This window comes from Streptomyces sp. NPDC048370 (genome assembly GCF_043200825.1).
Taxonomy (GTDB): Bacteria; Actinomycetota; Actinomycetes; order Streptomycetales; family Streptomycetaceae; genus Streptomyces.
This window is the reverse complement of the sequence record NZ_JBICYI010000012.1, coordinates 1-21,894: the sequence shown is the minus strand read 5'-3', so window position 1 is coordinate 21,894 and position 21,894 is coordinate 1. Positions and strand designations below refer to the sequence as shown.

At 71.0% G+C, this 21,894-nt stretch carries 20 protein-coding genes; 9 read left to right on the top strand and 11 right to left on the bottom strand.

What is annotated here, in order from left to right; all coding sequences use genetic code 11:
• Positions 1–60: 60 nt before the first annotated feature.
• From ACGFYP_RS24405 to coxB, 3 genes are read right to left on the bottom strand one after another with little or no spacing between them, the layout of a single operon-like run.
• Entirely contained in the window at positions 61–459 is a 399-nt protein-coding gene (locus ACGFYP_RS24405) for a cytochrome c oxidase subunit 4 (RefSeq protein ID WP_393497280.1), read from the bottom strand.
• A complete protein-coding gene (gene ctaD / locus ACGFYP_RS24400) occupies positions 456–2,192 on the bottom strand; it encodes a cytochrome c oxidase subunit I (protein WP_361961768.1) in 1,737 nt (578 codons plus the stop codon). The genes ACGFYP_RS24405 and ctaD overlap by 4 nt, the downstream gene beginning before the upstream one ends.
• Positions 2,189–3,184: a cytochrome c oxidase subunit II gene (gene coxB / locus ACGFYP_RS24395; RefSeq protein ID WP_393497277.1), complete on the bottom strand. Its 996-nt coding sequence runs from the start codon at positions 3,182–3,184 to the stop codon at positions 2,189–2,191. Before coxB ends, ctaD begins: the two co-directional genes overlap by 4 nt.
• A gap of 289 nt (positions 3,185–3,473) precedes the next feature.
• Here coxB and ACGFYP_RS24390 point away from each other — a divergent pair, with 289 nt between their 5' ends.
• The gene (locus ACGFYP_RS24390; protein ID WP_393497275.1) at positions 3,474–4,856 is read left to right on the top strand and encodes a cysteine desulfurase/sulfurtransferase TusA family protein; all 1,383 of its coding nucleotides are present in this window, start codon (positions 3,474–3,476) and stop codon (positions 4,854–4,856) included.
• Between the two features lie 64 nt (positions 4,857–4,920).
• On the opposite strand, the gene ACGFYP_RS24385 is transcribed toward ACGFYP_RS24390, so the two are convergent.
• Positions 4,921–5,895, bottom strand: coding sequence for a carbohydrate kinase family protein (locus ACGFYP_RS24385; protein WP_393497272.1), 975 nt, complete (start codon positions 5,893–5,895; stop codon positions 4,921–4,923).
• Positions 5,896–6,027: 132 nt separating this feature from the next.
• On the opposite strand from ACGFYP_RS24385, the gene ACGFYP_RS24380 reads away from it, so the two are divergent.
• A complete protein-coding gene (locus ACGFYP_RS24380) occupies positions 6,028–6,234 on the top strand; it encodes a hypothetical protein (protein WP_393497269.1) in 207 nt (68 codons plus the stop codon).
• An 85-nt stretch (positions 6,235–6,319) separates the two neighbouring features.
• Positions 6,320–7,783, top strand: a complete 1,464-nt coding sequence (locus ACGFYP_RS24375) for a hypothetical protein (protein WP_393497266.1) — start codon at positions 6,320–6,322, stop codon at positions 7,781–7,783.
• Between the two features lie 86 nt (positions 7,784–7,869).
• Here the strand turns inward: ACGFYP_RS24375 and ACGFYP_RS24370 are convergent, their stop codons facing one another.
• The gene (locus ACGFYP_RS24370) at positions 7,870–8,226 is read right to left on the bottom strand and encodes an iron-sulfur cluster assembly accessory protein (protein WP_018848827.1); all 357 of its coding nucleotides are present in this window, start codon (positions 8,224–8,226) and stop codon (positions 7,870–7,872) included.
• Positions 8,227–8,530: 304 nt separating this feature from the next.
• Between ACGFYP_RS24370 and nadA the strand changes: the two genes are divergently transcribed.
• The gene (gene nadA, locus ACGFYP_RS24365; protein WP_393497261.1) at positions 8,531–9,712 is read left to right on the top strand and encodes a quinolinate synthase NadA; all 1,182 of its coding nucleotides are present in this window, start codon (positions 8,531–8,533) and stop codon (positions 9,710–9,712) included.
• A 68-nt stretch (positions 9,713–9,780) separates the two neighbouring features.
• On the opposite strand, the gene ACGFYP_RS24360 is transcribed toward nadA, so the two are convergent.
• The 5 genes from ACGFYP_RS24360 to ACGFYP_RS24340 all read right to left on the bottom strand — a co-directional run bounded on the left by ACGFYP_RS24360 (position 9,781) and on the right by ACGFYP_RS24340 (position 16,226).
• The gene (locus ACGFYP_RS24360; protein ID WP_393497258.1) at positions 9,781–12,948 is read right to left on the bottom strand and encodes an efflux RND transporter permease subunit; all 3,168 of its coding nucleotides are present in this window, start codon (positions 12,946–12,948) and stop codon (positions 9,781–9,783) included.
• A 148-nt stretch (positions 12,949–13,096) separates the two neighbouring features.
• Positions 13,097–13,789: a response regulator gene (locus ACGFYP_RS24355; RefSeq protein ID WP_393497255.1), complete on the bottom strand. Its 693-nt coding sequence runs from the start codon at positions 13,787–13,789 to the stop codon at positions 13,097–13,099.
• A complete protein-coding gene (locus tag ACGFYP_RS24350) occupies positions 13,786–15,012 on the bottom strand; it encodes a sensor histidine kinase (protein WP_393497251.1) in 1,227 nt (408 codons plus the stop codon). Before ACGFYP_RS24350 ends, ACGFYP_RS24355 begins: the two co-directional genes overlap by 4 nt.
• Before the next feature lie 89 nt (positions 15,013–15,101).
• The gene (locus ACGFYP_RS24345) at positions 15,102–15,380 is read right to left on the bottom strand and encodes a hypothetical protein (RefSeq protein ID WP_361961787.1); all 279 of its coding nucleotides are present in this window, start codon (positions 15,378–15,380) and stop codon (positions 15,102–15,104) included.
• Positions 15,381–15,428: 48 nt separating this feature from the next.
• A complete protein-coding gene (locus ACGFYP_RS24340; RefSeq protein ID WP_361961789.1) occupies positions 15,429–16,226 on the bottom strand; it encodes a PspA/IM30 family protein in 798 nt (265 codons plus the stop codon).
• 269 nt (positions 16,227–16,495) lie between these two features.
• Between ACGFYP_RS24340 and ACGFYP_RS24335 the strand changes: the two genes are divergently transcribed.
• The 3 genes from ACGFYP_RS24335 to ACGFYP_RS24325 all read left to right on the top strand — a co-directional run bounded on the left by ACGFYP_RS24335 (position 16,496) and on the right by ACGFYP_RS24325 (position 19,089).
• Complete coding sequence (locus ACGFYP_RS24335; RefSeq protein WP_393497247.1) at positions 16,496–17,092, top strand: DUF3043 domain-containing protein; 597 nt, start codon at positions 16,496–16,498, stop codon at positions 17,090–17,092.
• An 80-nt stretch (positions 17,093–17,172) separates the two neighbouring features.
• The gene (locus ACGFYP_RS24330; RefSeq protein ID WP_393497860.1) at positions 17,173–17,910 is read left to right on the top strand and encodes a class I SAM-dependent methyltransferase; all 738 of its coding nucleotides are present in this window, start codon (positions 17,173–17,175) and stop codon (positions 17,908–17,910) included.
• A gap of 120 nt (positions 17,911–18,030) precedes the next feature.
• The gene (locus ACGFYP_RS24325) at positions 18,031–19,089 is read left to right on the top strand and encodes a S1C family serine protease (protein WP_393497243.1); all 1,059 of its coding nucleotides are present in this window, start codon (positions 18,031–18,033) and stop codon (positions 19,087–19,089) included.
• A 78-nt stretch (positions 19,090–19,167) separates the two neighbouring features.
• Here ACGFYP_RS24325 and ACGFYP_RS24320 read toward each other — a convergent pair whose 3' ends face one another.
• The gene (locus tag ACGFYP_RS24320) at positions 19,168–19,377 is read right to left on the bottom strand and encodes a hypothetical protein (protein WP_361961795.1); all 210 of its coding nucleotides are present in this window, start codon (positions 19,375–19,377) and stop codon (positions 19,168–19,170) included.
• Between the two features lie 91 nt (positions 19,378–19,468).
• Between ACGFYP_RS24320 and ACGFYP_RS24315 the strand changes: the two genes are divergently transcribed.
• Positions 19,469–20,671 carry a bifunctional adenosylcobinamide kinase/adenosylcobinamide-phosphate guanylyltransferase gene (locus ACGFYP_RS24315; RefSeq protein ID WP_393497239.1) on the top strand — a complete coding sequence of 401 codons (1,203 nt, stop codon included), beginning with the start codon at positions 19,469–19,471 and terminating at the stop codon, positions 20,669–20,671.
• A 45-nt stretch (positions 20,672–20,716) separates the two neighbouring features.
• Positions 20,717–21,805, top strand: coding sequence for a nicotinate-nucleotide--dimethylbenzimidazole phosphoribosyltransferase (gene cobT / locus ACGFYP_RS24310; protein ID WP_393497235.1), 1,089 nt, complete (start codon positions 20,717–20,719; stop codon positions 21,803–21,805).
• Positions 21,806–21,894 lie beyond the last annotated feature (89 nt).

The window sequence follows — 21,894 nt, the reverse complement described above, 5'->3', positions numbered from 1 at the left end:
ACACTTCGGGTGACGAAGTGTCCGGGCCCCTCGGGGTGTTACGGGGTGAAGCGGGTGGTGCTACTGGTTCTGGTTCTCACCGCGGTAGAACTCGAACACCCAGCCGAACAGGCCGACCAGGATGAGCGGCGCGGAGAAGTACAGCAGCCACCAGCCCATCGCGACGGCGAGGAAGGCGAGCGCACCACCGATGGCCAGCGAGAGCGGCTGCCAGCTGTGGGGGGCGAAGAAGCCCACCTCGCCGGCCTCGTCCGCGACGTCGGCCTCCTTGTTGTCCTGCGCCATCGCGTCGACCCGCCGGGCCGTGAAGGCCAGGTAGTAGCCGATCATGATGGCCAGGCCGAAGGCCAGGAAGAGCGCCGTGGTGCCGACCGGCTCCTTCGACCACACGCCATAGAGGATCGCCATGGCGAGGATGAAGACGCTCAGCCAGATGAACATCTTGCCCTGGATCTTCACTTGCCGGCCTCCTTGCTGCCGGCGAGGGCCGCGGCCTCGTGCGGCTTGTTCTCAAGCTGGTCGACCGCCGCGATCTCAGGGTGGTGCAGGTCGAACGCCGGGGATTCGGAACGGATCCGCGGCAGGGTGAGGAAGTTGTGCCGCGGGGGCGGGCAGGAGGTGGCCCACTCCAGCGAACGGCCGTAACCCCACGGGTCGTCGACCTCGATCTTCTTGCCGTACTTGGCGGTCTTCCAGACGTTGTACATGAACGGAAGGATCGACAGGCCGAGCAGGAAGGAGGAGATCGTCGAGATCGTGTTCAGCGCGGTGAAGCCGTCGGCGTCGAGGTAGTCCGCGTAACGACGCGGCATGCCCTCGGCACCGAGCCAGTGCTGCACCAGGAACGTGCCGTGGAAGCCGATGAACAGCGTCCAGAAGGTCATCTTCCCGAGCCGCTCGTCCAGCATCTTGCCGGTGAACTTCGGCCACCAGAAGTGGAAGCCGGCGAACATCGCGAACACCACGGTGCCGAAGACGACGTAGTGGAAGTGGGCGACGACGAAGTACGAGTCGGAGACGTGGAAGTCCATCGGTGGCGAGGCCAGGATGACGCCGGTCAGACCACCGAAGGTGAAGGTGACCAGGAAGCCGATCGTCCAGAGCATCGGTGTCTCGAAGGACAACGAGCCCTTCCACATCGTTCCGATCCAGTTGAAGAACTTCACGCCGGTCGGTACGGCGATGAGGAACGTCATGAAGGAGAAGAACGGTAGGAGCACGCCACCGGTGACGTACATGTGGTGGGCCCACACGGTCACGGAGAGACCGGCGATCGCGATGGTCGCGGCGATCAGACCGATGTAGCCGAACATCGGCTTGCGGCTGAAGACCGGGATCACTTCGGAGACGATGCCGAAGAACGGCAGGGCGATGATGTACACCTCTGGGTGTCCGAAGAACCAGAAGAGGTGCTGCCAGAGCAGGGCACCGCCGTTGGCCGCGTCGAAGACGTGGGCACCGAACTTGCGGTCCGCCTCCAGGGCGAACAGCGCGGCCGCCAGGACCGGGAAGGCGAGCAGGACCAGGACACCGGTCAGCAGCACGTTCCAGGTGAAGATCGGCATGCGGAACATCGTCATGCCAGGAGCGCGCATGCAGATGATCGTGGTGATGAAGTTGACCGAGCCGAGGATCGTGCCGAAGCCGGAGAAGGCCAGACCCATGATCCACATGTCGGCGCCGACACCCGGCGAGCGGACGGCGTCCGACAGCGGGGAGTAGGCGAACCAGCCGAAGTCGGCCGCACCCTGCGGGGTGAGGAAGCCGGCCACCGCGATGATCGAGCCGAAGAGGTACAGCCAGTACGCGAACATGTTCAGCCGCGGGAACGCCACGTCGGGCGCGCCGATCTGCAGCGGCATGATCCAGTTCGCGAAACCGGCGAACAGCGGCGTCGCGAACATCAGCAGCATGATCGTGCCGTGCATCGTGAACGCCTGGTTGAACTGCTCGTTCGACATGATCTGCGTACCCGGACGGGCCAGCTCGGCGCGCATGAAGAGCGCCATGAGTCCGCCGATGCAGAAGAAGACGAACGACGTGACCAGGTAGAGCGTGCCGATCGTCTTGTGGTCGGTGGTGGTCAGCCACTTCACCACGACATTGCCGGGCTGCTTGCGGCGTACCGGAAGCTCGTTCTCGTACGAGTCCTCAGCCGCGGCCGCACCCTGGGGTTCGTTGAGGATGCTCACAGTTGGTTCTTCTCCGCATTCCTGGCCGGGTCCGTCTGCTCAATGCCCGACGGGATGTAGCCGGTCTGCCCCTTCTCCGCCAGCTCCTTCAGGTGCTGCTGGTAGCGCTCCGGGGAGACCACCTTGACGTTGAAGAGCATCCGGGAGTGGTCGACGCCGCAGAGCTCGGCGCACTTGCCCATGAAGGTGCCCTCCTGGGTCGGAGTCACCTCGAAGACGTTGGTGTGACCCGGGATGACGTCCTGCTTGAACAGGAAGGGGACCACCCAGAAGGAGTGGATGACGTCACGGGAGGTCAGGACGAACCGGACCTTCTCGCCCTTCGGCAGCCACAGGGTCGGACCCGGGTTGCCGTTCTGCGGGTTCCGGTCGCCCGGGATGCCGGCGTCGTAGACACCGCCGGCGTTCGCCGGGAAGGCATCCTGGTACTTGTCCGGAATGGCGTCGAGGTTCGGGGCCGTCTTGGCGTCGCCCTTCACTCCGGGCACGTTCTCGACGTAGTTGAAGCCCCAGCTCCACTGGTAGCCGACCACGTTGATGGTGTGGGCGGGCTTGTCGGCGAGCGACAGGAGCTTGGACTCGTCACGTGCCGTGAAGTAGAAGAGCACGGAGACGATGATGAGCGGGGTGACGGTGTACAGCGCCTCGATCGGCATGTTGTACCGCGTCTGCGGAGGAACCTCGACCTTGGTGCGGCTGCGCCGGTGGAAGATGACGGACCACAGGATCAGCCCCCAGACCAGCACGCCCGTGACGAGCGCAGCCGCCCACGAGCCCTGCCAGAGGGAGAGGATCCGAGGCGCCTCTTCCGTGACCGGGGTGGGCATTCCAAGGCGGGGGAAGTCTTCCCAGTTGTACGAGCAGCCGGTGGCTGTCGCCAGGATCAGGCCCGCAGTCAGCACCTGCGGCAGCTTCCGCCGCATCGGGCGCCGAGACGTGGGGGTACCACCCGCGCCTTGGCTGCGGGGGAGGTCGGAGCCGTTGGGACTCACGTAGCGCCTTCCCGAGAGTCTCGGCCCGCGCTGGTCGGCCACGGCCGTCCGTCTCTCTGGTCGGTCGCCGCCCCGGCCGCGGGCAGGGGTTTGGATGTTTATGCGGACCAAACCCTACTGGACGCTATTTGGGGTCGCGCGGGGAGGGTGCCCAACGCGCCGTCCGACTCCCCGAAGGGGTGGACGCCGGGCCTCCGCGAACGCCTCCCGACCCCCCGGACGTGGGGCGATCGGCCGCGCGGGCGGGGCATCTGACGGGGGATTACGGAGCGGGGGCTAGCGTGGTCGGGTGCCCTACTTCGACGCCGCCTCCTCCGCCCCGCTCCACCCCGTCGCCCGCCAGGCGCTGCTTGCCTCCCTTGACGAGGGCTGGGCCGACCCCGCCCGGCTCTACCGCGAGGGGCGGCGCGCCAGGATGCTGCTCGACGCGGCGCGGGAGGCCGCGGCGGAGGCGGTGGGCTGCCGCCCCGACGAGTTGGTCTTCACTCCTTCGGGGACGCGCGCGGTGCATTCCGGAATTTCCGGCGCGCTCGCGGGGCGTCGGCGTGTCGGGACCCGTCTGGTGGTCTCGGCGGTCGAGCACTCCTCCGTCCTGCACGCGGGCGACGCGCACGCGGCGGCCGGCGGGTCGATGACGGAGGTGCCGGTGGGCCGGTCGGGCGCGGTGGAGTCCGCGGCCTTCGCGGCGGCCCTGGAGCCGGGGACGGCCCTTGCCTGTCTGCAGTCCGCCAACCACGAGGTGGGGACGGCGCAGCCGGTGGCGGAGGTCGCCGAGGCGTGTGCGGCGGCGGGCGTGCCGCTGCTCGTGGACGCGGCGCAGTCGCTGGGCTGGGGCCCGGTGGAGGGGCCCTGGTCGCTCCTTGCGGCGAGCGCGCACAAGTGGGGCGGTCCGGCGGGCGTGGGGCTGCTCGCGGTCCGCAAGGGTGTCCGTTTCGCCCCTCAAGGTCCGGCGGACGAGCGGGAGTCGGGGCGGGCGGCCGGCTTCGAGAACCTGCCGGCGATCGTGGCCGCGGCGGCGTCGCTGCGGGCGGTGCGGGCGGAGGCGGAGGCCGAAGGGGCCCGGCTGCGGGCGCTGGTGGACCGGATCCGGGCACGGGTGCCGGAGCTGGTGCCGGATGTGGAGGTGGTGGGCGATCCGACGCGCCGACTCCCCCATCTCGTCACCTTCTCCTGTCTCTATGTCGACGGAGAGACCCTGCTGCACGAGCTGGACCGGGAGGGTTTCTCCGTTTCGTCCGGTTCGTCGTGTACGAGTTCGACGCTGACGCCCAGCCATGTGCTGCGCGCGATGGGGGTGCTGAGCGAGGGGAACGTCCGGGTGTCGCTGCCGACGGGCACGACGGAGGAGGACGTCGACCGCTTCCTGACCGTGCTCCCGGGGGTGGTCGCGGGGGTACGGGAGCGGCTCGGCGCCCCCGAGGTGCCGACGGGCCCGGGCGGCTCGGGATCCCTCGTGGTGGACGCCCTGGGCCGGCGGTGCCCGATCCCGGTGATCGAGCTGGCGAAGGTGATCGGCGACGTGCCCGTGGGCGGCACGGTCACGGTCCTCTCCGACGACGAGGCGGCCCGCCTGGACATCCCGGCCTGGTGCGAGATGCGCGGCCAGGAGTACGTGGGCGAGGAGCCGTCCCCGAAGGGCGGGGTGGCGTACGTGGTGCGCCGGGTGGCGTAGGGGCTGCCCCGCGGATCAGGCCGGACAGCCAGGGGCTCCGCCGCACGGGCGGAGCCCCTGTGGCTCAGCCCAGGTGCGACTGGACCTCGGCGGCGGCCACGTCGCCGTACGCCTTGGTGAAGCGCTCCATGAAGTTGGCGCGGCGCAGGGTGTACTCCTGGGTGCCCAGGGTCTCGATCACCAGCGTGGCGAGCATGCAGCCGACCTGGGCCGCGCGCTCCAGGCTGACGCCCCACGACAGGCCGGTGAGGAAGCCGGCCCGGAAGGCGTCGCCGACGCCGGTCGGGTCGACCTTGGCGTCCTCCTCCGCGCAGCCGACCTCGATGCCTTCCTCGCCCGCCCGCTCGATGCGGACACCGCGCGAGCCGAGGGTGGTGACCCGGTGCCCGACCCGCCCGAGGATCTCCTCGTCGCTCCAGCCGGTCTTGGACTCGATGAGCCCCTTCTCGTACTCGTTGGAGAAGAGGTACGTGGCCCCGTCCAGGAGCGTGCGGATCTCGTCGCCGTCCATGCGCGCGATCTGCTGGGAGAAGTCCGCCGCGAAGGGGATGCCCCGCGTCTTGCACTCCTCGGTGTGGCGCAGCATCGCCTCGGGGTCGTCGGCGCCGATGAGGACGAGGTCGAGGCCGCCCACGCGGTCGGCGACGGCCTTCAGCTCGATCTGCCGGGCCTCGCTCATCGCGCCCGTGTAGAAGGAGCCGATCTGGTTGTGGTCCTTGTCCGTGGTGCAGACGAAGCGGGCGGTGTGCAGGACCTCGGAGATCCGCACGGAGCCGGTGTCGACGCCGTGCCGGTCGAGCCAGGCGCGGTACTCGTCGAAGTCGTAGCCGGCCGCACCCACGAGGATCGGGTTGCCGCCGAGCTGCCCCATGCCGAAGCAGATGTTCGGGCCCACGCCTCCCCGCCGGATGTCGAGGTTGTCGACGAGGAAGGAGAGGGAGACCGTGTGCAGCTGGTCCGCTACGAGCTGGTCTGCGAACCGGCCGGGGAAGGTCATGAGGTGGTCGGTGGCGATGGAGCCGGTGACTGCGATACGCACGGCTGGGCGCTCCTGCGGGACGGAAAGCGGTTGACAGTTCACGCTACCGGCTGGGGGGGACCCTGCCGAACAGTGGAAACTACCCCAGAGTAGGCCTTTTCCCCGGAGCGGTGGCGTGCGTACGGTGCGCACATGTCCACGCAACCCGCTCCTCGTGAGCCTCAGGAGTCCGAGTTCAGCCTCGCCCAGCTGCGCGGCGCCAGCGCGCGGATGGCTCCGCACTGGGTGGTCCCGGCGGACGCCGAGCCCGCTCCGGTCTCCCCCGCGTCGATCCACGGTGTCGTCGTCCCGCCCGCCTCGGCGCGGCTGATCGACGCCACCCCCGAGTACGGCGCCTGACGGACGGAACCACTCGCTCACCCGTTCCGTCCCACTGATGTCTTCCGGGGAGCTGTCCCCGGGCCAGGGACGAAGGAGCGATGCGGTGAGCGGTACGGAGAACCGGCGGATGCGGCACCGGCCGTTGCTCGTGGCCTCGGTCGCGGCGGGCGTGCTGCTGGCCGGGGGCGGCGGGGTGTACCTCGCCACCACCTCGGACGGCACCGCCGCGCCGGGCGGCGCGGCCGCGGCGCCCCCGCCGCTGAGCCTGGGCGCCACGGGCGACGGCGCGCATCGGGACGGCGGTCCCGGTATCGCGCCGGGCGAGCCCGACCCGAACGGCGGAGGAGCCGTCTACAAGGCCAAGGGCCCACTCCCCGAGGGGCCCTCCTCGGCCGCGGTCCACCGGCCCGAGGGCCGGGTCACCTCGGCGGAGGTGACCCGGCTGGCGTCGGCTCTCGGCATCCCGGGCACGCCGAGGCTGGAGGGCGAGGTCTGGAAGATCGCGCCGGAGAAGGACGGCTCGGGACTGCGGCTCGACGTGTCCGCCGCGGCGCCGGGCAGCTGGACGTTGACGCGGTACGACGGGGGTCCGGTCGGCGACACCTGCCTCAAGGGCAAGGCCTGCCCGCCCCCGGGCGAGGCGAAGCCGCCGAGCGGCGGGCCGGTGAGCGAGGCGGCGGCGCGGGCGGCGGCGGCGCCGGTCCTGAAGGCGACCGGCCAGGACGACGCGAAGATCGACGCGAGCCAGCTGATGGGGTCGGTACGGGTGGTCAACGCCGACCCGGTCGTCGGCGGGCTGCCGACGTACGGCTGGTCGACCGGGATCCACGTCGGGCCCGGCGGTGAACTGGTCGCGGGCAGCGGGCAGTTGAAGGAGCCGGCGAAGGGGGCCGACTATCCGGTGGTCGGCGCCGCGAAGGCCCTCGAGGAGCTGAACAGGTCGGCCGTCCCCGGCTCGATCGGCATCGGAGGCTGCGCGACGGCCCCGCCGGCCGCGGACACGGCCGGGAGCACCGCGGGGAACGCGGCAGGGGACACCGCGACGGCGCCCTGCGAGCCGGACGCCGCACCGAGGGAGCTGGCCGTCACGGGCGCGGTCTTCGGGCTCGCGGCGCAGTTCGTGGACGGCGAGCGGGCGCTCGTACCGTCGTGGCTGTTCCAGGTGGAGGCGGAGGCCGGGGCGAAGCCCCACACGGTCGCCAGGACGGCGGTGGCGCCGGAGCACCTGGTACCCCCTGCGAAGCCGACGCCCACCCCGACGCCGACGCCGACGCCGGATCCGGGTGAGGGCACGGCGCCGGCCCGGCAGATCGAGTCGTACCGCGTGGACGGCGCCGGCACGAAGCTGTCGGTGACCTTCTGGGGCGGCGTGTGCAGCACGTACACGGCGACGGCCGAGGAGAGCGCCGACAAGGTCTCCGTGCGGGTGACGGAGAAGCCGATCGACCCGGACAGGGCGTGCATCGCCATCGCCGTGGAGGTGACCCGGACGGTGAGCCTGGAGCAGCCGCTCGGCGGCCGGGCGGTCGTGGACGCGGCGAGCGGGGAGCCCGTACCGAGGAAGTGATCCCGCTCCCCTGCGCGCACGGGAGCGCACACGAAGGCGGCCGCCCGGAGATCCGGGCGGCCGCCTTCGTACGTACGACTGACGGTTTAGCTGAACGAGTCGCCGCAGGCGCAGGAGCCCGTGGCGTTCGGGTTGTCGATCGTGAAGCCCTGCTTCTCGATGGTGTCGACGAAGTCGATGGAGGCGCCGCCCAGGTACGGGGCGCTCATGCGGTCGGTGACGACCTTGACGCCGTCGAAGTCCTTGACGACGTCGCCGTCGAGCGAACGCTCGTCGAAGAAGAGCTGGTAGCGCAGGCCGGAGCAGCCGCCGGGCTGTACGGCGACGCGCAGCGCCAGGTCGTCGCGGCCTTCCTGGTCGAGCAGGGCCTTGACCTTGGCCGCGGCGGCGTCAGACAGGAGGATGCCGTCGCTGACAGTGGTCTTCTCGTCCGATACGGACATCTGCTTCTCTCCCGGGTTGTACGGAGACGGAGACTGCTTGCCGACGGTTGCAACCGGCGGGGCCCCGGATTCATTCCGAGCGAGCCCTAGTCTTTCCCCTTCATGCTCGCACACCCGCTCGCGAACCCCGAACGAGCGCCGAGAGACCCCGCAGGGGCCTGCGCGGACCCGGAACGGGCAAGTACCGATCCGTGGACCCCGAATTCGTCACATCGACACTATGGCCATCGTCAAACTGACGTGAAGCGGTTATGATAGATAGCGTCATTTAGACGAAAAGCTAGCTCTTCCGCAGATAGAAAGGGTGCGTGACGTGACCACCGCCCAGCCCCTGGACGTCCAGCCGACGCCGCTCGCCCTGCTGCTGCTCGGCCGCGAGGCCGACCCGAAGAGCGAGCGCGGAGTGGAGTGTCCCGGCGACCTTCCGTCGCCCTCCGACCCGGACCTCGTCGAGCGCGCCCGCGCCGCCAAGGAGAAGCTCGGGGACAAGGTCTTCGTCCTCGGCCACCACTACCAGCGCGACGAGGTCATCCAGTTCGCCGACGTCACCGGCGACTCCTTCAAGCTGGCGAAGGACGCGGCCGCGAAGCCGGAGGCCGAGTACATCGTCTTCTGCGGTGTGCACTTCATGGCCGAGTCGGCCGACATCCTCACCACGGACGACCAGAAGGTCGTGCTGCCCGACCTCGCGGCCGGCTGCTCGATGGCCGACATGGCCACCGCCGAGCAGGTCGCCGAGTGCTGGGACGTGCTGACCGAGGCCGGCATAGCCGAGCAGGTCGTGCCCGTCTCGTACATGAACTCCTCGGCCGACATCAAGGCCTTCACCGGCAAGCACGGGGGCACGATCTGCACCTCGTCCAACGCCAAGCGCGCCCTCGACTGGGCCTTCGAGCAGGGCGAGAAGGTCCTCTTCCTGCCCGACCAGCACCTGGGCCGGAACACCGCGGTGCGCGAGATGGGCATGACGCTGGACGACTGCGTCCTGTACAACCCGCACAAGCCGAACGGCGGCCTGACCGTCGAGGAGCTGCGGAACGCCAAGATGATCCTGTGGCGCGGCCACTGCTCGGTGCACGGCCGGTTCTCGCTGGACTCGGTCGAGGACGTCCGCGCCCGGATCCCCGGCGTGAACGTGCTGGTCCACCCGGAGTGCAAGCACGAGGTCGTGGCGGCGGCGGACTACGTCGGTTCGACGGAGTACATCATCAAGACCCTCGAGGCGGCCCCGGCCGGCTCGAAGTGGGCGATCGGCACGGAGCTGAACCTGGTCCGCCGCGTGGCCAACGCGCACCCGGACAAGGAGGTCGTCTTCCTCGACAAGACGGTCTGCTTCTGCTCGACGATGAACCGGATCGACCTGCCGCACCTGGTGTGGGCGCTGGAGTCGCTGGCCGAGGGCAAGCTGGTCAACCGGATCCAGGTCGACAAGGAGACCGAGAGCTTCGCGAAGCTGGCGCTCGAGCGGATGCTCGCGCTGCCGTAACGGTTCTCCCCCGGACGCGCCGAAGGGCGCCCCGCACGGTTGCGGGGCGCCCTTCGGCGTTCGGCGCGTCAGATGTCCAGCGCGTCCAGCTTGTCCAGCAGCGTCGCGTCCGCGGGGGTCACGTCCGGCTGATCGGGGTTGTCGAGCGTGCCGTCCCGCTTCTTCTGCTTCTTCGCCTTCTTCTCCGCCCTCTTCTTCGCGCGGCGCTCCTTGCGGAGCTCCACCATCGCGTAGAGCGTCGGGACGAGCAGCAGCGTCAGCAGCGTCGACGTGATCAGACCGCCGATCACCACGACCGCCAGCGGCTGTGCGATGAAGCCGCCCTCGCCGGTGATGCCGAGCGCCATCGGGAGGAGCGCGAAGATCGTCGCCAGGGCCGTCATCAGGATCGGGCGCAGTCGGTGCCGGCCGCCCTCGACGACCGCCTCGACGATGCCCAGGCCCTGCGAGCGGTACTGGTTGATCAGGTCGATCAGGACGATCGCGTTGGTGACGACGATGCCGATCAGCATCAGCATGCCGATCATCGCCGGCACGCCCATCGCCGTACCGGTGATCACGAGCAGACCGATCGCGCCGGTCGCCGCGAACGGGATCGACACCAGCAGGATCAGCGGCTGGATCAGCGACTTGAAGGTCGCGACCAGGAGCATGAAGACGATCGCGATCGCCGCGAGCATCGCCAGGCCCAGGTTGACGAAGGCCTCGGTCTGGTCCTCGGAGACACCGCCGATGGACGCGGTCGCGCCCTCCGGCAGGTCGAGCGCGGAGATCTTCGACTGGAGCTCCGTGCTCACCGCGCCGGTGTTGTCACCGGTCGGCTTGGCCGTGATCGTCGCGGCCCGCGAGCCGTCGATCCGGGTCATCGAGACGGGGCCGGGGACGAGCTTCACCTCGGCGATGTCACCGAGCTTGACCGGGCCGAGCGGCAGCGCCTTCAGGCTCGCCATCGTGGTGGCGGGCTTCGCCGAGGTCAGGACGATGTCCCGCTCGGTGTCGTTCAGGATCGCCTTGCCCGCCGGGGTGCCCCGGACGGCCTGGGCGACGGCCATGCCGAGCGTCGTGTCGTCGAAGCCGAGCTCCGCCGCCTTCGCGTTGGCCTTGACGGAGATGCGCGGCACCGACTGGGAGAGGTCGCTCTGGACGTCGGTGACGTCGTCGAGCTTGGAGACCTCGGCCTTGACCGCCTCGGACGCCTTCTTCAGGGTGTCCGCGTCGGAGGCCTTGACGACCACGCTGAGGTCCTGGCTGCCGAAGCCGTCGCCGGCCGCGATCGTCGTGTCGCCGATGCCGTCGAGCTTGCCGAGCGCCGCGTCGATCGCGTCGCGGGTCTTCTCGTACGAGGCCGAGTCCTCGAGGGTCAGCTGGTACGAGGCCTGGTTGGCGCCCGTGCCACCGCCGAAGGCGGCCATGAAGCCCGAGGAGCCGACGGTGACCTGGTAGTCCTTCACCCCGTCGGTGGAGGCGATGACCTGCTCGACCTTCTTCGCGGCCTCGTCGGCCGCGGCGAGGCTGGTGCCGGGAGCCAGCTCCTGCTTGATGCTCATGACCTCCTGCTCGCCCTGGTCGAAGAAGTTCGTCTTCAGGAGCGGGGCCATGCCGAAGGTGCCGACCAGGACGACGATCGCGATCGCCACGCTGGTGAGGCGGCGCCGGGTCGCGAACCGCAGGACCGGGACGTACAGGCGCTGCAGCCGGCTCTTGTTCTCCTTCTCCTCCGCGCGGCGCCGGGCCTCGTCCGGGTCCTCCGACGTGCCCTTGGGGGCGCGCAGGAACCAGTAGGAGAGGACCGGGACGACGGTGAGCGAGACGAGGAGCGAGGCGAGCAGGGCGGCGGTGACCGTCAGGCTGAACGAGCCGAAGAGCTCGCCGACCATGCCGCCGACCAGACCGATCGGCAGGAAGACCGCGACCGTGGTGAGCGTGGAGGAGGTCACGGCGCCCGCGACCTCGCGGACGGCGGTGAGGATCGCCGACTCGCGCTCCTCGCCGTAGCCGAGGTGCCGCTTGATGTTCTCCAGGACCACGATCGAGTCGTCGACGACCCGGCCGATGGCGATGGTGAGGGCGCCCAGCGTCAGCATGTTGAGCGAGAGGTCACGGGTCCACAGCACGATCAGGGCCAGGACGACCGAGAGCGGGATGGAGACCGCGGTGACCAGGGTGGAGCGGATCGAGGCGAGGAAGACCAGGATCACCAGGACGGCCATGACGAGGCCGAGCGCACCCTCCGTGGTCAGACCGGAGATCGACTTGGAGACGGCCGGGCCCTGGTCGGAGACGACGGTCAGCTCGGCGCCCGCGCCGAGGTCCTTGCGGAGCTCGGGCAGCTTCTCCTTGACCGCGTCGGAGATGGCGACGGCGCTGCCGTCGTTGTCCATGGTGGCCATCACGGCGAGGCTCGGCTTGCCGTCGGTACGGGTGATGGAGACCCGGGAGGCCTCCTCCTGCTTCACCGCCGCCACGTCGGCGAGGCGGACCGCCTTGCCGTTCTCGGGCTTGATCCGCAGGTCCTGGAGCTGCTGCAGCGAGGTGAAGCCGCCGCCGACCTGGACCGTACGGCTCTTGCCGTCCTCGGAGAACGAGCCGGCCGGCACCGTGCCGCCGCCGGAGCGGATGGCCTCGGCGAGCTTGCCCACGTTCAGGCCGGCCGCCGCGAGCTTGGCGTCGTCGGGGGTGACGGAGATCTGCAGGTCCTGGACGCCGTCGATGGAGACCTGGCCGACGCCGTCGATGTCCTCCAGGGCGGGGACGACGGTGCGCTCCAGCTGGTCGGCGAGCGCCTGCTGGTCCTTGTCCGACGTGACGGCGAGGACGACGGTCGGGATGTCGTCGGTGGAACCGGCGACGACCTGCGGGTCGACCCCGTCGGGCAGCGCGACGCGCGCCCGGTTCACGGCCTGCTGGACGTCGGCGACGAGCTGCTTGGTGCCCTCGTCGCCGTAGTCGAAGGTGGCCATGATGACGGCGTTGCCCTCGGAGGCGGTGGACGTGACGCCCTTGATGCCGTCGACGGCCTTGATCGTGCTCTCGAGCGGTTCGACGACCTGCTTCTCGACCACGTCGGGGGACGCGCCCTGGTAGGGGGCGAGGACCGAGACCATCGGGAGCTCGATCGAGGGCAGCAGTTGCTGCTTCAGCTGCGGGATGGCTATCGCCCCGAAGACGATGGCGACGATGGACATCAGCCCGATCAGGGCCCGTTGCGCGAGGCTGAATCTGGACAGCCAGGACATGGGGTCTCTCTTCTGTGGCGTGCTCGGCAGGCGGGCGGTGATGGCTGCCCGAATACACGATCAGCCATGGGAAGCAGCGGATCCTCGGCCCCGGGGCTCAATTCCTTATGCCGCGCATACCGCGTCTGGAGTACGCCGGAGTACTCCCTCACTCCACCCTTGGACGTACCAGCCCCGACTCGTACGCCGTGACCACCAGCTGGGCCCGGTCCCGCGCGCCGAGTTTCGCCATGGTCCGGTTCACATGCGTCTTCACCGTGAGGGGGCTGACCTCCAGGCGTTCGGCGATCTCGTCGTTGGAGTGACCGCCGGCGACGAGGACGAGGACCTCGCGTTCCCGGGTGGTGAGGGCGGCGAGGCGCTGCGAGTACGCCGGGGCGTCCTGGTCGCCGTCGGGGTCCGCGCTCCCGCCCTGCGCGAGGAACTTGGCGATCAGCCCTTTGGTCGCCACGGGCGACAGCAGGGCCTCTCCCGCGGCGGCGATCCGGATGGCGTTGAGCAGTTCGTCCGGTTCCGCGCCCTTCCCGAGGAAGCCGGAGGCCCCGGCGCGGAGCGACTGCACGACGTACTCGTCCACCTCGAAGGTCGTCAACATGACGATCCGTACGTCGGACAGCTCCGGGTCCGCGGTGATGAGGCGGGTCGCGGCCAGCCCGTCCGTACCCGGCATCCGGATGTCCATCAGGACGACGTCGGCCCGGGTGGACCGGGCGAGCGCGACGGCCTCGGCCCCGTCGGCGGCCTCGGCGACGACCTCCATGTCCGGTTCGGAGTTCACGAGCACCTTGAAGGCGCTGCGGAGCAGGGCCTGGTCGTCGGCGAGCAGCACCCGGATGGTCATGTGTCCTCCCCCGTACGGGCCGTTGCGGGCAGTATCGCCTGAACGCGGAAGCCGCCGCCGTAGCGGGGTGCGGCGGTGAGCGTGCCGCCGAGGGCGGAGACCCGCTCGCGCATTCCGAGCAGCCCGTGTCCGCCGGTGTCGTCGGACGGCGTCTGCTGCGGTACGCCGTTGTCGAGGACGGTGATCTCGACCGTACGGCCGACCCGGATGACGCTCACCTCGGCCTTGGCGGCCGGGCCGGCGTGCTTGCGCACATTGGTCAGGGCCTCCTGGATGATCCGGTACGCGGCGAGGTCGACGGCCGCCGGCAGGTCGGTGTCGTCGGTGGCGCAGGCCAGCTCGACGGGGAGGCCGGCGTTGCGGAAGGTGGCGAGGAGCTCGTCGAGGACGGTGAGGCCGGGTGCGGGTTCGGTGGGGGCCTCGGGGTCGCCGGACTGGCGGAGCAGACCGACGGTGGCCCGCAGCTCGTCGAGGGCGGAGCGGCTGGCGGCCCTGACGTGCCCCAGGGCCTCCTTTGCCTGGTCGGGCCGCTTGTCCATGACGTGGGCGGCGACCCCGGCCTGGACGTTGACGAGCGCGATGTGGTGGGCGACGACGTCGTGCAGGTCGCGGGCGATCCGCAGCCGCTCCTCTGCGACCCGGCGGCGGGCCTCCTCCTCGCGGGTCCGCTCCGCGCGCTCGGCCCGTTCCCGTATGGCGTCGACGAAGGCGCGACGGCTGCGTACGGCGTCGCCCGCGGCCGCGGCCATGCCGGTCCAGGCGAAGACGCCCAGGTTCTCCTGCGCGTACCAGGGGGTGGGACCGAAGAGCATCGCGGCGCCGGTCAGGACGGCCATGGTGATGAGGCCGACCCGCCAGGTCGTGGGCCGGTCGGTGCGGGCCGCGACGGTGTAGACGGCGATCACGACGCTCATCACGACGGGCGCGGGCCGGTCGTCGACGATGAATTCGACGAGGGTGACGGCGCCGGTGAAGGCCAGGACGGCGAGGGGGTCGCGGCGCCGCAGGACGAGGGCGGCGGCGCCGAGCACCATGAGGGCCACGCTGTCCGCGTCGGGGGTGCGGTCGCCGAAGGTGGGGCCGTTCCTGCTGCCGTGCGGGTCGGCGAAGGAGGCGGTGATCATGCAGACGAGCACGCCGAGCGCGAGGGCCCCGTCGAAGGCGAGGGGGTGCGCCCGCAGCCACTGGCGGAGCCGCGGGAAGCCGCTGTCGAGGGTGGTCACGACAGGCAACGGTACGGGGTGGGACGCGCCGGTGCCCCGCTCCCTCGGGTGAGGAGGGGCGGGGCACCGGTCGAGTTGGAGAGTGCGGCTCAGCCCGGGATCAGTCCGTCGTCGGAGAGCATCTCGCGGACCTCTTCGAGGGTCGCGTCCGGCGCCGGCAGGATCAGCTCGGAGGGTTCCAGGGCGTCGTCGGGGAGGGGTTCGCCGATCCGGCGGACCTCGTCGAGCAACCCGGACAGCGTCCGGCGGAAGCCCTCGTCGTCCCCCGACTCCATCTCCGCGAGCAGCTCGTCGTCGAGCTTGTTCAGCTCGACGAGGTGACTGTCGGCCAGCTTCCACTGGCCCTCCCCCATGATCCGTACGATCATGACGCGTCCTTCGGGCTCGTTACCGCTCGTCACCGCTTGCCGGTGCCGTCACTGCTTGTCGAAGCGGGTCTGGGACTGCTGCTGGTCCTGCGGCGTGGCCGTGCCGTTGCCGCCCTCGATGGCCTGCTTCGAGGCCGAGGGGCCGCCGGCCAGCTCCGCCTTCATCCGCTGGAGCTCCAGCTCGACGTCCGTACCGCCGGACAGCCGGTCGAGCTCCGCCTGGATGTCGTCCTTGGCCAGGCCCGACTGGTCGTCGAGAGCGCCCGAGGCGAGCAGCTCGTCGATCGCGCCGGCTCGCGCCTGGAGCTGGGCGGTCTTGTCCTCGGCGCGCTGGATGGCCACGCCGACGTCGCTCATCTCCTCGGAGATGCCGGAGAAGGACTCGGCGATCCGGGTCTGCGCCTGGGCGGCCGTGTAGGTCGCCTTGATCGTCTCCTTCTTCGTACGGAAGGCGTCGACCTTGGCCTGCAGCCGCTGGGCCGCCAGCGTGAGCTTCTCCTCCTCGCCCTGCAGCGTCTGGTGCTGGACCTCGAGGTCGCTCACCTGCTGCTGGAGGGCCGCGCGCCGGGAGAGCGCCTCACGGGCGAGGTCCTCGCGGCCGAGCGCCAGCGCCTTGCGGCCCTGGTCCTCCAGCTTCGCGGACTGGCCCTGGAGCTGGTTCAGCTGCAGTTCGAGTCGCTTGCGCGAGGTCGCCACGTCGGCGACGCCCCGCCGGACCTTCTGCAGGAGCTCCAGCTGCTTCTGGTAGGAGTAATCAAGGGTCTCGCGCGGATCCTCGGCCCGGTCAAGGGCCTTGTTTGCCTTCGCGCGGAAGATCATCCCCATACGCTTCATGACACCGCTCATGGGCTTCGCGCGCCCCCTTCTGACGGACTCGGCTCAAGCTCTCCAACAGGATCCACAGTACGGTCCCTGTCTCCATTACCGCACTGTTCGGGGGCGGATGTGCTCCTCCCCAAGGACGAGTACGGACGGGCTCTCTCCGGCCCAGGGAGTAGATGGACCTCGGGGAAACCGTGCGTGTCGTCCGTGCGTACCCCCACAGACGCGGTCCGATACCAGATCGTTCCCGCCCGCACTGGGGTCCACACCCCCCACCACGTACTCTGGGCATTGTGTTCCGTAGCCGTTCCAAGGAAGAGAAGCCCGCCACCGACAAGGTGAGCGTGGACTTCTCCAAGCAGCCCCGCGACCCCGAGGCCCCCAAGGGCCGCCCGACACCGAAGCGGAGTGAGGCGCAGACCCAGCGCCGTCGCGCCGCGACGGTGCCGACCGACCGCAAGGAGGCCGCCAAGCGCCAGCGCGAGGCGCGCCGCTCCGACCTGGCCCGTCAGCGCGAGGCGCTGGCGAGCGGTGACGAGCGTTACCTGCCGGCCCGCGACAAGGGTCCGGTCCGCCGCTTCGTGCGCGACTTCGTCGACTCGCGCTTCGCCATCGCGGAGTTCTTCCTGCCGATGGCCGTGGTGATCCTCGTGCTGTCGATGGTCCGCGTCCCGGTGCTGCAGAACGTCTCTCTGCTGCTCTGGCTCGGTGTGATCGTGATGATCGTCATCGACTCGATCGGCATCTGGCTCCGTCTGAAGAAGCAGCTCGCCGAGCGCTTCCCGAACGAGCCGAAGCGCGGTGCCGTGGCCTACGGCCTGATGCGTACGCTCCAGATGCGCCGACTGCGACTGCCGAAGCCGCAGGTCAAGCGCGGAGAGCGGCCCTGAGCACGGACAGCGCCGAGTCCGGCACGGTCGGCGGTCCGCTGGCCGCCGCCACCTCCCCGTGGCCGAGCGGGTACGGCGGGCTGCGCGAGACCGTCCGCCAGGAGCTCGTCGCGCGCCAGCTCGACGAGCAGATAGCCGGCCGCTACCCCGTGGGGCAGCGGCTGCGGATCCTGGACGCGGGCATGGGGCAGGGCACCCAGGCGCTGCGGCTCGCCAGGGCCGGTCATACGGTGACCGGCCTCGAATCCGATCCGGAGCTGCTGAAGGCCGCCCGTGAGGCGCTGGCCACCGAGCCGGCCGGGATCCGTGAGCGGGTCAGGCTGATCGAGGGCGACGGCCGCGAGACGGGCGTGCACTTCCTGCCGGGCAGCTTCGACGTCGTGCTCTGCCACGGCGTGCTGATGTACGCGGACGAGCCGGACGCGCTGCTCGCCGGGCTCGCCCGGATGCTGGCACCCGGCGGTCTGCTCTCCCTGGTCGTACGGAACGCCGACGCGTTGGCCATGCGGCCGGGGCTCGCCGGGGCCTGGTCGGACGCGCTGACCGGCTTCGAGTCGGACACGTACACCGACGGCAACGGGGTGAAGGTGCGGGCCGACCGGCTCGACGCGCTGACGTCGACGCTGGCGGGGATCGCGGCGCCGCTGCACAGCTGGTACGGCGTACGGGTCTTCACCGACGGCGTGCCGGGCGAGGTGGGCCTGCCGGCCGCCGAGGAACTGGAACGTCTGCTCGCCGCCGAGGACCGCGCGGGCCGGACGGAGCCGTACCGCAGGGTGGCGGCGCTGCTGCACCTGTGCGGGGTACGGGGCGGCTGAGGCGCTGCTGAAGGCTGAAGGCGGGACGGCCCGGGGCGGGCGTGTCCTGGGCCCGGTGCGGCCCCCTGATCGGACCTTCTCGCCGAGCCGGACGGATCCGGCGAACGTGATACTCCGGACATGGACGTATCCCGTGCGCGACGCCTGCTCCTCCCGCTGACCGCCGGCGCCTGCGTCGCCGCCCTCGTCGGCGGCTGCTCCTCCGAGCCCGCGTCCCAGGCCGAACGCTCCACCCAGGCGGCCGCGCCGGTGGTCGCCAACGAGCTCCAGGACGACTACCAGGCCGTGATCAAGGACGTCCTGCCGTCGGTCGTGCAGATCGACGCCACCGACAGTCTCGGCTCGGGCATCGTCTACGACGGCAAGGGTCACATCGTCACCAACGCGCACGTGGTCGGCCAGGAGAAGAGCTTCCGGGTCACGGCGGCCACGGGCAAGGAGCCGATGGCGGCGCGCCTCGTCGCCACCTACCCCGAGCAGGACCTCGCGGTCATCAGGCTGGACTCGGTGCCGGAGGGGCTGAAGCCGGCGAGGTTCGGCGACTCGGCCAAGGTCGACATGGGCCAGATCGTGCTGGCGATGGGCTCACCGCTCGGTCTTTCCGGCAGCGTGACCCAGGGCATCGTCTCGGCGACCGGCCGCACCGTCAGCGAGGGCCACGTCGGCGGCGGTACGGGGGCGACCCTCGGGAACATGGTCCAGACGTCGGCCGCGATCAACCCGGGCAACAGCGGGGGCGCGCTGGTCAACCTGGACGGCCAGGTCATCGGCATCCCGACGCTCGCGGCAAGCGATCCGGAGCTGGGCGGGGGTTCGGCGCCGGGGATCGGCTTCGCCATCCCGGCCTCGATGGTCCGTACCGTCGCCGACCAGATCATCAAGGACGGCAAGGTCACCGACTCGGGCCGGGCGGCCCTGAACATCACCGGCCGGACCGTCCTCGACGACACCTACGAGCCGGCCGGGGTCGCGGTGGTCGACGCACCGGCGGACGGCGCGGCGGGCAGGGCGGGTATCAAGCCGGGTGACGTGATCACACGGCTCGGGGACGCGCCGGTCACGACGATCACCTCGCTGCAGGAGGCGCTGGCCGCGCTGAAGCCGGGGGCGAAGGTGACGGTGGTGTACGAACGGGGCGGCACCGAGGAGAAGGCGGACGTCACGCTCGGGGAGATCTAGGGCCTTTACCGGCGCCGCCGCGAGGCCCTCGTACACAAGGGCCCCGCGACGGCACCGGGGCCGTGGGCACAGAGGGTGCTAGCTCTCCGCCGCCGCGCGCAGCGACATCGCGTAGATCTTGGTGTCGTCCTCGAAGAGCGTGACCTGTTCCGCGCCGCCGTCCAGGAGGTCCTTCCAGACCTCACCGATCCAGGATTCGGCGTCGCCCTGGGTCGTGAACTCCTCCGGTTCCACCGAGGGAGCGGTCTCCGTGCCGTCGGCCGTCTCGAACCGCCACGTCCATGCCATGTCCGCCTCCTGAGGCTCACCGGATGATCGGTTTCCTGCCCGCAGCGTAGCCGGGCGCGCACCCTTCGCGGTGGCGCGGGAGGATCATTGGGTGGAACTGACTCTGCTCGGCACCGGCGCCCCCCTCGGGCTCCCTCGCCCCGAATGCCCCTGCGCCGTGTGCGCGACCGCTCGTGGCGCCCAGGCGCGCGCCGCCACCGCGCTGCTCGTGGACGAGTCGCTGCTGCTCGACCTGACGCCGGGGGCCGCGCTGGCCGCCGCCCGGGCCGGGCGCTCGCTGGTCGGCGTACGGCAGGTGCTGCTCACCCATCCGCACGACGGGCCCGCGGTGGAGGTGCCGGCCGGGCTGCCGGCCGCGGGGAGGGTGCCGGACGGCCGGGAGTTGACGCTCATCAGCGGGCACCGGGTGCGGGCGGTGCCGATGGACTCCCCCGGTACGGGGTACGAGGTGACCGCGCCGGAGGGCGAGCGGATGCTCTACCTGCCGCCCGGGGGCTCCCCCGCCGGGCTGCCGGACGATCACCGGCCGCCGTACGACATGGTCGTCATGGACGTCACGGGCCGGCCGGACGCGCTGGCGCGACTGCGGGCGACCGGGGCGGTCGGGGCGAGCACCGACGTGATCGCCGTCCACCTGGACCACGACGTGCCGGGCGGCCGCGAGTTGGACCGGCGGCTCGCGGCGGCCGGGGCGCGGGCGGTGGCGGACGGCACGACGCTGTACGTCGGCGAGTACCACGCCGTGCCCGACGTCCCGCGCCGCACGCTGGTGACCGGCGGGGCCCGGTCGGGCAAGTCGGTGGAGGCCGAGCGGCGCCTGGAGACGTTCCCCGAGGTGCTGTACGTGGCGACGGGCGGGGCCGGGGAGGGCGACCCGGAGTGGGCGCATCGGATCGCGCTGCACCGGGACAGACGGCCGGGCTCCTGGCGTACGGCCGAGACCTGCGATCTTGAACCGCTCCTGGAGGGCGAGGGTCCCGCGCTGCTGATCGACTGCCTGTCGCTGTGGCTGACGGACGCGATGGACCGGGTGGGAGCCTGGGAGGACGAGCGGTGGGAGAGCGGTGGCCGGGAGGCGCTGCGGGAGCGGGTCGTGGCGCTGGTGGCGGCGGTGCGTGCCACGCCCCGTACGGTCGTCGCCGTGACCAACGAGGTGGGGTCGGGGGTCGTGCCCGCCACCGCGGCGGGGCGACGGTTCCGGGACGAGCTGGGGCGGCTGAACGCGGCCTTCGGGGACGAGTGCGAGCAGGTGCTCCTGGTGGTCTCGGGACAGGCTCTGGTGCTGCGCGGGTAGGGTTCGATCACCCATTGGCCACAGTCGACGTCACGAGGACGAGCCTTGAACCTGGACGACTTCTCCGATCTGATCGAGCGCCCCGACGGCGGGGTGCGACGTGATGCCGAGGAACGCCGGGAGCGGCTGATCGTTCCGCCCGGCGCGCTCGGCCGGCTCGACGAGCTCGGTGAGTGGCTCTCGGCGGCGCAGGGTTCGGTCAAGGTGCGGGCGATCGAGCAGCCGAAGGTGGTGCTCTTCGCGGGCGACCACGGGGTGGCCTCGCTCGGGGTGTCGGGCCGCGAGGCCGGCACGGCGTACGAGCTGGTCCGCTCGGTCCTCGACGGTGCGAGCCCGCTCGCGGTCCTCGCGCGGAGCGCGCGGGTGCCGGTACGGGTGGTGGACGCCGGTCTGGACTGCGAGCCGGAGCTGCTGCCCGCCGAGGTGGTACGGCACCGGGTGCGGCGCGGCAGCGGCCGGATCGACATCGAGGACGCCATGAGCGCCGAGGAGACCGAGGCGGCGATCCGGCTCGGGATGGCGATCGCCGACGAGGAGGCCGACTCGGGCACGGATCTGGTCGTGCTCGGCGATCTGAGCGTGGGCGGCACGACGCCCGCCTCGACGCTGATCGCGGCCCTGTGCGGGACGGACGCCTCGGTGGTCACCGGCCGGGGCGGCGCGGGCATCGACGACCTTGCCTGGATGCGTAAGTGCGCGGCGGTCCGGGACTCGCTGCGGCGCGCCCGGCCGGTCCTGGGCGACCAGTTGGCGCTGCTCGGGGCGGTCGGCGGGGCGGACCTGGCGGCGATGACGGGCTTCCTGCTGCAGAGCGCGGTGCGCCGGATGCCTGTGGTCCTGGACGGTGTGGTGGGCGCGGCCTGCGCGCTGGTGGCGCAGCGGGCGGCGTTCCGGGCGCCGGACTGGTGGCTCGCGGGTCAGGTCAGCGGTGAGCCCGCGCAGGCGAAGGCGCTGGACCGGATGGCGCTCAACCCTCTGCTCGACCACGGCGTCACTGTGGGCGAGGGAACCGGGGCTCTGCTCGCTCTTCCCCTCGTCCAGGCCGCCGCCGCACTGGCGGCGGAGCTGCCCGAGCGACCGGAACCGACCATTCCGGACGACGCCTCGGCGGACTCGCCGGACGAGGGGAACTAGGGCCTTTCGTTTGGATCAGGCCGGATCAGGGAGCGGGGTCTGGTGCCGTGGATCGCAAGGCGGAGGAGGGAGTCAACGCGGAGCGTTGG